A 10,577-nucleotide genomic window follows, 5' to 3' on the forward strand; every position below is an offset into this window, starting at 1 on the left:
GGTGCAGGACACGTACGGCACCGTGCTGGCCCAGGTCGGTAACCCGACCCCGGAGGCTCCTCCCGGCTCGGAGAAGATCCTGCAGCTGGTGCGTTACCTCACCTGGTTCGTGCTGCTGTCGGGCATCTGCGGCATCACCTACGCGGGCGGCAAGTTCGCGTGGGAGCGCTGGACCGGTGGTGGTCTCGAATCGCCGAAGATGGTGGCGGGCGCCATGATCGGTGGCGTCGTGGCGACCAGCGCCGGCACGATCATGAGTGCGGTCATCGGTTAGTGATCACCGTGCTCGCCTATAAACAGATCCCGGCCGACGTGTTGGCGCCGATGATGCAGTTGCTCAACTGGCTGCTCTGGTTCGTCCTGCTGTCGTGCCTGGCCTGGATGATCCTGTCGGCGGGTCGATTGTGGATCGCGTTCCGCAGCGACCTGGCGGTCAACGACGCCTCACACGGCGTCCTGATGAGCCTGATCGGTGCCTCGGTGGCCAGCACCGCGTCGGCGATCGCGCTGGCCTTCCTGCCGGCATGAATTCCACAGTGACACGACCGGTTGCGGTCGGTATCGCATTGCTCGCCGCGGCCGTCGGCTGTGGCGGCGGTGGTGATACCGGCCCCGACCTGACAGCCGCGCCGACCGGGGTGGGCTGGCAGGACTACCAGGGCATCTCCCTGCCGCACACCGATCAGGGCCCGACAACAGTGGGGCAGGGCGCCGCGACGGGGTTCGAGCATTCCCCGCGCGGGGCCGGGCTGGCGGCACTGACCCACACCATCCGGTTGTCGGTGGCGCCGGACAGTCAGTGGGCCCAGGTGGTGAACGCCGAACTCGTCCCGGGGCCCGCGCGGGACGAGTGGGCGATCAACCGAGTACAGCTGTCGATCACCGGACCCGCCACGGCGGAGTACGCGCCGAAATTGTTGGGTTACAAAATTACCGAATATCGTGACGAGCGAACGACTGTCGACGTCTATACCGAATACTCCGACCGGTCACGGGCGGTGAACCACACCACGGTGAGCTGGTACGGCGGAGACTGGCGGCTGCAGTTACCCGATCCCCGGTCCACCGACCGGCCGGTCGACCCGATCGATGAATTACCGCAGGACATTGTGACATTGGAGGCACCGCAGTGAGCGAGAAGGAGCCGGGCACGCGCGACCGCGCGTCCTTCGGCATGATCGCCTCCGGTGCCCTGCTCGCCCTGATCATGGTCGTCGGCGCCGTCGTGTACTTCACTCGCGACGGCGGCAGCGAGGTGGACAACGCGCCGCCGCCCGCCCAGGCCGCGGGCGGAACGGGATTCGCCGAACCCGAGGTCGACCTGCTCGGCAGGCGGGTGGACATCCCGAACAATCCGGCGGGTCAGCCGCTGGCCCAGCAACCGGGTACGCAACGTACCGCCGCGGACCCGGATTGGCTGACCGGCGCGCCGGAGGGCACCACGAAACCGCACGGCTGGCAGCGTGTCTACGGCGCGTCGGTGCCGTTCTCCACTTCCGACGGGCCGTCGCGAATCGAGGACGGACTCGCCGTCGGCTACGCGCGGACACCTCAGGGCGCCGCACTGGCCGCCGCGCAGATCACCTACCGGCTCAACGCCCGCCCGGCGGACCGCGACCTGTATGTGACGCAATTGCGGGTCAGCACAGCGCAGCTGGCCGCCTACGACTCCGCGTTGTCGGGCGAGCGGCTGCCCAAACAGCAGCCGGAGAAGGTCACCCGGTATTTCGTGGCCTCCGACGCGTTCAAGATCGACGATTTCGCGGAGGATCTGGCGATCGTGCGGCTGGCTTCGCGCGGCCCGGTGATCGATGGCAAGCAGCTGTACGCCGCGATGCGGATGATCGTGGTGTGGGACGCCGGTGACTGGCGGCTCAAACCGTCGACGACAGCAAATACCCAGACCGAATACGTGGAATCGCTGGCGGGGTGGACGACATGGTGATCGAGGTACAGCACAGCCCGGATCGATTCCGCGCGGACCATCGAGGGGTGCCAACTATGCTGAGGCGGATCGTCACCATTTTCGCGGTGATCTTCACCGTGATGATCGCGACGCCGACGGTGGCCTACGGCCAGACCTACGGCTTCGACGAGGCGTGCAACGAACTGCACGACACCCTCGACAGCGTCGCGATCCCCGGAGTCTCGCTCGGCGACGCGGCGTCGGCGGTGTGCAAGGCGGGCAATGCCGCCTCCCACCCCGGCGACGCGGCCACCGCGGTCAAGGACAAGGCGTGGGATTCCACCTTCGGCAAGGTGGTCGACTCGCTGATGAAGGGCCTCGGCGAGGCGCTGATCCTGGCATTGACCTTCTGGATGAAGGTGCCCAACGAGGCGGTGAGCGACTCGGGGGCACTGTTCACCAAGATCAACGACTACACCTATCAGATCCAGATATTGCTGTTGATCGCCTCGGTGATCATCACCGGCGGCCGATTGGCCGAGGCCAGACGCGGGGCGGCCGTGAGCGAGGCCGCCGAATCGTTCCGCCTGTTCGCCAGGGTGGTGTTCAGTTCGTGGATGCTGGGTGCGGTGATCGTCGCGGGTACGCGAGCGTCGGACAAGTTCTCCGAGTGGATCATCGACGACGCCACCGGCGGCAATGCCAAGAACATGGCCGAGTTGATGGTGAAAACCAGTAAGCTGCAGGCCTTTTCGCCGGGCCTGGTGCTGATCATCGCCATCGTCGGCCTGCTCGGCGCGCTCGCCCAGATCGTGCTCGCCATCGTTCGGCAGGGTCTGCTGGTGGTCGCCGCGGGCGTGCTGCCGCTGGCCGCCGCCGCCTCGGCGACGGGCACCGGCAAGCAGTCGTATCAGAAACTGGTCGGCTGGATCATCGCGTTCATGCTGTTCAAACCGGTGGCCGCGATCGTGTACATGATCGCGTTCACCACCGCGGGCCACGTCGACGAGACCACGGACTCCGGCGGCTTGCCCAGCGGCGAGGACGCGCAGCGGATGCTGGTCGCGCTGGTGCTGCTGTGCAGCGTGGCGTTCGTGCTGCCCGCGCTGATGCGCCTGGTCGCGCCGGCGGTGGCCACGGTCGGCACCGGTGGCTCGGGTCTGATGGTGGCCGGTGGTGCGGCGGTAGCCGCGATGGGGCTCGGTGCGATCGGCACCAAGGCTGTCGCCTCTCGGCCGGTGGCGGCGCCCGGCTCCGCGGGCTACTTCGGCAACGGCGGTGCGGGCCCGCGGCCCGGTGGACCCGGCGGGGGCGGGGGAAGCGGCGGCGGTGGCGCGGCGCCACGACCGACACCGCCACCACGAGGGGGTGCGCCCGCGCCCGCGACGACGAGTTCGGGCTCGGTACCCGCCGGCGCCCGCAATGTGGCGGCCGCTCGGACCGCGGCCAACACCACCTCGCGCGCGGACCAATCGATGGGCGACGTCGCCGGTGACCGCTGGGCGAATCGTTCACCCGACCTCGGCAGGAGCACGATTCCGCGATGACGACCTCGGCGACCGACACCTACGAGCGCCGCTCGTACGGGCTGTGGCAGAAACCGCGCAGCGCGGGCCTTTTCGGCCTGCGCTGGGAAGAGACCGTGATCGGTTTCGTCGTGGTGATCACGGCACTGATCTGCGCGATGGTCGGTGGATTCAAATGGGGCCTCGTCGTCGGCGGGCTCGGTGCGCTGGTGATGGTGCCCCTGGTGTGGCGGACGGGGGGCCGCTCGGGCTATGAGACGGGACTGATGATGTTCAACTGGAGGCGCTCGCGCAACAACGGCGAGCACGTGTATCGCGGTGGCCGGTTCTCCCGGATCCCCGGCGGAGTCACGAAATTGCCGGGGCTGCTCGCGCCGTCGAAGCTCTACGAAGGCATCGACGCCGGTGGGTATCACTTCGGGATGATCCATCTGCCCGCGTTCGCGCAGTACACGGTGGTGTTGCGGGCCTGGCCGCAGGGGCACGAGGCGGTGGACCAGCCGGTGATCGATCGCTGGGTCGCGGCCTGGGGCACCTTCCTCGCCTCGGTCGGGCAGACCAGCGACATCGTCGCGGTGGTGCCGGTGATCGACACGGTGCCCGAGACCGGAAACCGGTTGCTCAACGAGGTGTCCACGATCACCCGCCCCGAAGCCCCCGATCTGGCCCAGCAGGTGATGTACGAGCTGGCGACCGAATTGCCGCAGGAGCGTGTGCAACTGCTGCCGCGGGTGGCGATCACGTTCAAGGCGACCACCGCCGAGCGGCGCAAGAACCCGGCCGAGGAAGCGGTGGAGATCGGGCGCAGGCTGCCCGGTATCTGCGCGGCGCTGGCCGAGGCCGGCGTGCGGGCGCAGCCGATGTCGGCGGAGGAGGTCATCTCCTTCATCCGCCGCAGCTACGACCCGGCCTCGCAGGCCGACCTCGAGGTGGCCGCGGCCGATCCCGGTGGGCACGGCCTCGGCTGGGACGACGCGGGTCCGGTGTCCTACGACGAGAAGTGGGATCACCTGATCCACGACGGCGGCCGCTCGGTGACCTGGGAAATGGACGCGGCGCCCGAGGGCGCGGTGGACGAGCGGGTGTTGCAGCGATTGCTCGCGCCCAATCCCGAAGTGCCACGCAAACGCATCGCGATCGTCTACCGGCCGCACTCGGCCGCCGACGCCGCCGAGATCGTCGACGACGACTTCAAGAACGCGCTCGTGGCCCAGCAGAGCGAACGCGGCGTGGTCTCGGCGGCGGCGACGCTGCGCGTCGGCGCCACCCAGCAGGCGCGCGAGGAGCAGGCGCGCGGACACGGTGTCACCCGGTTCGGTGCGCTGGTCACGATCACCGAGCCGCTGCGCGGTGATCTGCCCCGCATCGAGGCCATCACCCGCGACCTGTCCACGCAGGCTCGGCTCAAGATCCGGCGTTGCTATCGCTACCAGTCCGCGGCGTTCGCGGCATCTCTCGGTTGCGGCGTGATCCTGCCCGAACACGCAACCATTCCGAAGGCATTGGCGGGGTGAGGCGATTATGGGACGCGACTACGAACCCCCGGTGCGCGATCGCGACGACGTCGCGTTGCGCCCGGTTCACCGGCCGCCGCGCATCCGCGGCGAACGCGAGCCACGGCCCGCGGGGAGCGCGCCGCGCGTGAGCGACGACGTGCTCGGCCTCGACGAGCGCACCGACCGCGACGAGCGAGAAGGCTCGGCGCGGGGATCACGCACGGCCGAAGGCCGTCCACCGGTCGAGCACCGGGCACGGGACGAAGCCCGCACCGAGCGAGGTCGTCCACCCCGGCCCCGTGGCGAGGAGCCACGCAGGCCACGCGAGGACGAGCCGCGTCGATCGCGCGAGGGCGAGCGGCGGACGCGGGGTCCGCGTCCGGATGCCGATCGGGGCGCCAGGGCGCGCGCCGAGCGTGGGTTGCGCGACCAGGATCACGGTCCCCGGTTGGAGCACGAACGCCCACAGGGTGATCCGCGCCGGCGTCCCAAGCAGGCCGCACCGAAGCCGATGAAGAAGGCGCGACCCGCGAAGGCGGTGCGCGCGGTCCGGGCCGACGAGGCCGCCGATCGGGCGATGGGTTCGGGCCGGTCGGCGAAATCGACCAAGCCGGACCGGCGTTCGCAAGGCCCCTCGCTGCTCGACGACGCTACCCGCGCCCGCTACGAGATGATCGCCCGCGAGCAGTCGGGTCTGCGCGCGGCCTGGGCGACGTTCCGGATCCACACCGACGATCTGCGCCGCAACAACGCGCACGCGCGCACCGAGGCCGTGGTCAAGGACGGGTTCGACCGCACCACCGCCGAATTGACCGACCGCGGGTACTCGGGCGCGGGCGGCGGCAAGATGAACGTCGTCGGCCGCCCGGTCGAGTATCGCGCCACCACCGCCCAGGTCGCGGGTCTGTGGCCGTGGTCGGTCGGTGCCGGTGCGCCGTTGATCGGCACCCCACTCGGCTCGCACCTGCACACCGGCGCCCCGGTGTGCTTCGACCCGATGAACTGGTTCATGCGCGGCAGTTTCATCACCGCACCCAGCCTGTTCGTGCTCGGCCTCAACGGTTTCGGCAAGTCCTCGCTGGTGCGCCGGATCGTGCTCGGCGGCATCGCCCAGGGCATCACCCCGCTGATCCTGGCCGACGTGAAACCCGACTATCGCAAGATGGTCGAACTCGTCGGCGGCCAGGTGATCGACCTCGGCTACGGACACGGCAAGCTGAACCCGCTGGCCGCGGGCGTGCTCGGTTCGGTGGTGCCACGCCTGGCGGACGAACCCGCACTGCAACGTCAGGTGCTGCAGGATCTGCGCGCTCGGCAGGTGACGTTGATCGCGGGCCTGGTGGAACTGGTTCGCGGCGCCCGTGTCGCCGACTTCGAGGAAACGCTGATCGCCACCGCGCTGCGCATCCTCTACCAGCCCGGCGGGTTCACCCCCGACAAACCGCCGATCATGGAAAACCTGCTCGAGGTGATCGTCGGCGGCGGCGCCGAGATGATGCTCGACGCGGGCGCCGACAACGCCGACGAATACCAGAACGCGATCAAGGGACTGCGTCGATCGTTGCGCGCGCTCACCCAGGGCCCGTTCGGCGCGATCTTCAACGGCCAGACCAGCGTTCCGATCGACACCAGCGCCGTGGCGGTGTGCATCGACGTCTCGCACATCCCCAGCGGTGACAAGAAGCTCAAGGCCGCGGTCATGTTGGCCTGCTGGGCAGACGGTTTCGCGTCCGTCGAGGCCGCGCACGTGCTGGCCGACGCGGACCTCGGCCCGCAGCGCTACTTCCAGGTGGTGATGGACGAGCTGTGGCAGGTGCTCGGGCTCGGCGACTTCATGGTCGACCGCGTCGACGAACTGACCCGTCTGCAGCGTGGCCTGGCCACCGCTTTGATCATGATCAGCCACACCATCAAGGACCTGCAGGCGCTGGGGTCGGACGCCGCGATCGCCAAGGCCATCGGCTTCCTGGAACGCGCGCGCGCCAAGATCTTCGGCGCGCTACCCGCCGAGGAGATCAGCAGGCTCGACTCCACGGTGCCGTTCACCTCGGCCGAGCAGGAGATGGTGACGAGTTGGTCGGCGCCGCAGGCCCTCACCGGGGAGGCGCTCAAGCCCGGCCAGCAGCGGCCGTCGCCGCCCGGTACCGGCAAGTTCCTGCTGAAGGTCGGCGAGGATCGCCGGCCGGGCATTCCTTTCCACATGGAGTTCACGGTGTCGGAGCGAGAAAGCGGAATCCACGACACGAACCAGCGCTTCAGCGAGTTCGGCGACAACCCCAGGGGCACGCCGGACTATTCGAACGGGAGTGAGCAATGATGCCGCACCGGTCCTATCGCCGGGTCTCGCCGGAGGTCCGCAATGCCGCCGTCGCCCAGGTGGTCGCGCTGACCGACAAGTTGCGCAGCGAATCGGAGGCCTGCCGAATGGTGGCCGAACAGATCGGCGTGCACGCCAATTCGGTGCGCAACTGGGTCCGCGCGACCCAGGACCCGAGCCTGGACCGCATGGACGCCACCGCGCTACGCCGCAAAGTGGCGCTGTTGCAACAACAGCTGGCCGCCGCCGCGGAAATGAACCGCACGCTCGCCGACACGCTCAACGAGTCCCGGCGCCGAACATGAACTCCGCCGCGGCGGACGTTGCGCGAATCGGCGCCCGGCGCGGACCGCGGGGAGGCGGCCGGTGAACGTCCGCACGATGATGATGACGGTGTTCGGCTCGGTCGTCGGGTTGGTGGCCCTGGTGCTGGTGATCGTGCTGCCGTCCTCGGATGAGACCTGCGAGACCGGCGATGTGCTGGTCGGATCGTCGGTGCCGACGCTGCCCGAACTCGGTGGAGACAATCGCGCGGGCTCGACCAGTGCTGCCGCGCCGACATCGAATCCGGCGGTCACCGGAACACCGGTGCTGGCTGCGGGTGTGGGTCCGCTGCGCCGCACGTTGCCGCTGGAGACCGGAACGTTCACCATCTCCGATGTGTTCGGTTCGCGCGGCGGCGATCACAAGGGCATCGACATGGCCGCCACCGACGGCACCACGATCTACTCGGTGTCCGATGGCAGGGTCGTCGCCGCCGGTCCCGCTTCCGGTTTCGGCAACTGGATCGTCGTCGATTCCGTCGACACCAACGGTCGCGCCTACTCCGCGGTGTACGGCCACATGTGGGACGCCGGCGTCAAGGTGCGCACCGGCCAGACGGTGACCGCGGGTCAGCCGATCGGGATGGTCGGGTCCGCGGGCGAATCGAGCGGTCCGCACCTGCATTTCGAGATCGTGCCCGGTGGCCGGTTCACCGGCGGTCGTCAGATCGACCCGATGCCGTGGCTCGACGGCGCGCCGACCCCGGATGTCGGTGGCGCGCGGGCGTTTTCGAGCGATCCGAACTGTGTGCGCGGATTCGGCAGCGCCGGTGGGGCATTGGCCGATGGGAAGGTACCCGCCGAACTCGAGATCTGGTATCGCCGCGCGGGGACGGTGTGCCCGGAGATCTCCTCGTCGCTGCTGGCCGCGCAGGCCAAGCAGGAGTCGGGATTCCGGCGGGGGCTCACCTCGCCCGCGGGCGCTCAGGGCCTGGCCCAGTTCCTGCCGGGCACGGCGGCGGGCATCAATCCCGAGGACGGTCAGCCCTACGTCATCGACGCCGACGGCAACGGGTCCGCCAGCGTGTGGGACGACGGTGACGCGATCATCGGACAAGCCCGCTACATGTGCTCGATCGCCCACAAGATCGCGGGCTGGATGGCCGCGGGGCGCGTGTCGGGCGACCTGGCCGCCCTCACCCTGGCCGGGTACAACGCCGGTGAGGGCGCGGTGCTGGCCTCCGGAGGGATGCCCAATCAGTATGCGGCGCACTATTCCGAGACCAGGCCCTACGTCACCAACATCTTGTCGATGGAACCCCAGTACCGCGCGCCCGGCGCGCAAGGCCGGTTCACCCCCGGGCAGGGCAGCGACGGCGAGCAGATCGTCGAGGCCGCCCACGACTGGCTCGGCACACCGTATGTGTGGGGCGGCGGCGGCGTACAGGGGCCGAGCGGTGGCGGATTCGACGGGCCGGGACTGACCGCCGCGGCGGTGTTCGCCGCATCCTCGGGCGCGGTCACGTTGCCGCGCACCGCCGAACAGCAATGGGAGGCCGGGCGGGAGGTCCCGATCGCGAAGGCGGTCGCCGGTGATCTGGTGTTCAGCGGGTTCGGCCGGCAGGGCCCGACACAGGTCGGGATCTACGCGGGCAATGGTCGGCTGATCCAGTCGGTGCCGCCGACGAGCAACCGCGGTGGCGGGGGTGTCGCCGAGGTGGCGGTGCCCGGCGACGCACGGGCGAGGAGGGTGTTGTGACCACGCGACCAGCGATAACCTGGTGGGAGAGAACACGAATCCGCACAACCCCGGCGGTGATGCTCGTGGCAGTCCTGCTCTCGGTTCCGGCGTGCAGTGGTGATGCCGAGCCGACGCGTCCCGAGGCGACTTCCACCACGCGTCTGCTCGAAGCCGCGGTCGACCCGACGACTCCCGACGGTGTCGCGGTGGTCGCGCTGCGCGAGGTCTACACCTGGTACCCCGCGACCGAGCAACCCGGATCCTCGCTGCAGCGCGCGCGAGAATGGCTGGGGCCCAGCATGATACGTATGCTGGACAGTTCGATCGGGGCCACCGCGACTCCGAAACCGTCGCTGCAGTGGGCCGACTGGGCCAAGGCGAAAGCGCGCGTGGAGGCGTTCACCTTCGCCTCGGGGGAGCCGGCGCCCGCGAGCGCCGATCCCGCGGTGGCGCAGTACAAGATCGGCATCGAACAAACGGTCGTCTACCCGAACGGCCGCACCGAAGAGCTACCGCCGAGCACCGTCATCGCGACGGTGGTGCAGACCCCGCAGGGCTGGCGCCTCGACGCGTTCCGCTGACCACCCACCACGTCCACACAAGGAGGCACCCGTGGCGAAGAAGAAGGTGACGGATCCGGCCGCGGTCGGACCCGACACAACGCTGATCATGATCATGTTCGGGTTCGCGGCGCTGATCACCCTCGCCGTCGCCCTGCACCTGGGCAACGCGCTGGCGGTTGTGCCGCAGACCATTCCGATCAACCCGATCGCGGTGGTCGCCGATCTGGCGCGGGGCAAGCTGCACTGGCCGCGTGCGTCGACGGTGATCGTGCTGTTGGTGATCGCGTCGGCCATCGCGTATGTGGTGATCCGCAAGCGGTTGAAGAAGCGTGCGGGTGTGGGGCGGTTGGCGGTCGACGACAAGGCCGACCACATGGGCAGCGGTAGCGCGATCGCGTCGATCACCGAGGCCGGAGTCAGGGAGAAGGCGGCAGCTCTGGGGATGAAGCTGGGCACCAACGACTCACCCGGTGTGCCGATCGGCATCGCTGTCGCCGACGGCACCTCGCTCTACGGCTCCTACGAAGACCTGCATCTCGACATCTGGGGCCCGCGACAGGGCAAATCCACCTCGCGGGTCATTCCGGCGATCCTCTCCGCGATCGGGCCCGTGCTGGCGACGTCGAACAAGCGTGACGTGGTCGACGCGACCCGTGATGTGCAGGAAGCCAAGGGCAGTCGCACATTCGTGTTCGATCCACAAGGCGTTGCCGGTGAACGACCGACCTGGTTCTGGGATCCGCTGAGCTGGGTCAACTTCCGCAC

The 10,577-nt window shown here is 69.1% G+C and carries 11 protein-coding genes; all 11 read left to right on the plus strand.

Annotation, left to right across the window (positions count from 1 at the left end; genetic code table 11):
* The first annotated feature begins 1 nt into the window (after position 1).
* Positions 2–274, plus strand: a complete 273-nt coding sequence (locus ACFWF3_RS10410) for a hypothetical protein (protein WP_379313397.1) — start codon at positions 2–4, stop codon at positions 272–274.
* Positions 274–528, plus strand: a complete 255-nt coding sequence (locus ACFWF3_RS10415; RefSeq protein WP_056810720.1) for a hypothetical protein — start codon at positions 274–276, stop codon at positions 526–528. The genes ACFWF3_RS10410 and ACFWF3_RS10415 overlap by 1 nt, the downstream gene beginning before the upstream one ends.
* Before the next feature lie 8 nt (positions 529–536).
* The gene (locus tag ACFWF3_RS10420; RefSeq protein ID WP_379313398.1) at positions 537–1,133 is read left to right on the plus strand and encodes a hypothetical protein; all 597 of its coding nucleotides are present in this window, start codon (positions 537–539) and stop codon (positions 1,131–1,133) included.
* Positions 1,130–1,945 (plus strand): hypothetical protein, encoded by an 816-nt coding sequence (locus tag ACFWF3_RS10425; protein ID WP_378626938.1) that lies wholly within the window; start codon positions 1,130–1,132, stop codon positions 1,943–1,945. Before ACFWF3_RS10420 ends, ACFWF3_RS10425 begins: the two co-directional genes overlap by 4 nt.
* A gap of 56 nt (positions 1,946–2,001) precedes the next feature.
* On the plus strand, positions 2,002–3,453 hold the full coding sequence (locus ACFWF3_RS10430) for a hypothetical protein (protein WP_379313399.1): 1,452 nt from the start codon (positions 2,002–2,004) through the stop codon (positions 3,451–3,453).
* Positions 3,450–4,946: an SCO6880 family protein gene (locus ACFWF3_RS10435; protein WP_378988993.1), complete on the plus strand. Its 1,497-nt coding sequence runs from the start codon at positions 3,450–3,452 to the stop codon at positions 4,944–4,946. The genes ACFWF3_RS10430 and ACFWF3_RS10435 overlap by 4 nt, the downstream gene beginning before the upstream one ends.
* A gap of 7 nt (positions 4,947–4,953) precedes the next feature.
* A complete protein-coding gene (locus tag ACFWF3_RS10440) occupies positions 4,954–7,245 on the plus strand; it encodes a hypothetical protein (protein WP_379313400.1) in 2,292 nt (763 codons plus the stop codon).
* Positions 7,242–7,550: a transposase gene (locus ACFWF3_RS10445; protein WP_056810706.1), complete on the plus strand. Its 309-nt coding sequence runs from the start codon at positions 7,242–7,244 to the stop codon at positions 7,548–7,550. Before ACFWF3_RS10440 ends, ACFWF3_RS10445 begins: the two co-directional genes overlap by 4 nt.
* A 61-nt stretch (positions 7,551–7,611) precedes the next feature.
* Positions 7,612–9,267 (plus strand): peptidoglycan DD-metalloendopeptidase family protein, encoded by a 1,656-nt coding sequence (locus ACFWF3_RS10450; RefSeq protein WP_379313401.1) that lies wholly within the window; start codon positions 7,612–7,614, stop codon positions 9,265–9,267.
* On the plus strand, positions 9,264–9,830 hold the full coding sequence (locus ACFWF3_RS10455) for a hypothetical protein (protein WP_379313402.1): 567 nt from the start codon (positions 9,264–9,266) through the stop codon (positions 9,828–9,830). Before ACFWF3_RS10450 ends, ACFWF3_RS10455 begins: the two co-directional genes overlap by 4 nt.
* A 31-nt stretch (positions 9,831–9,861) precedes the next feature.
* On the plus strand, positions 9,862–10,577 hold a 716-nt coding region (locus tag ACFWF3_RS10460; protein WP_379313403.1), incomplete at its 3' end, for a type IV secretory system conjugative DNA transfer family protein.

Origin of the sequence: Nocardia sp. NPDC060220 (genome assembly GCF_042727815.1) — a bacterium.
In the GTDB taxonomy this organism is placed as follows: domain Bacteria; phylum Actinomycetota; class Actinomycetes; order Mycobacteriales; family Mycobacteriaceae; genus Nocardia.

Bases quoted from the DNA above. Each gene is read 5' to 3' on its own strand.
- ACFWF3_RS10430 (WP_379313399.1), top strand. From the start codon at position 2,002: ATGCTGAGGCGGATCGTCACCATTTTCGCGGTGATCTTCACCGTGATG.
- ACFWF3_RS10435 (WP_378988993.1), top strand. From the start codon at position 3,450: ATGACGACCTCGGCGACCGACACCTACGAGCGCCGCTCGTACGGGCTG.
- ACFWF3_RS10440 (WP_379313400.1), top strand. From the start codon at position 4,954: ATGGGACGCGACTACGAACCCCCGGTGCGCGATCGCGACGACGTCGCG.
- ACFWF3_RS10445 (WP_056810706.1), top strand. From the start codon at position 7,242: ATGATGCCGCACCGGTCCTATCGCCGGGTCTCGCCGGAGGTCCGCAAT.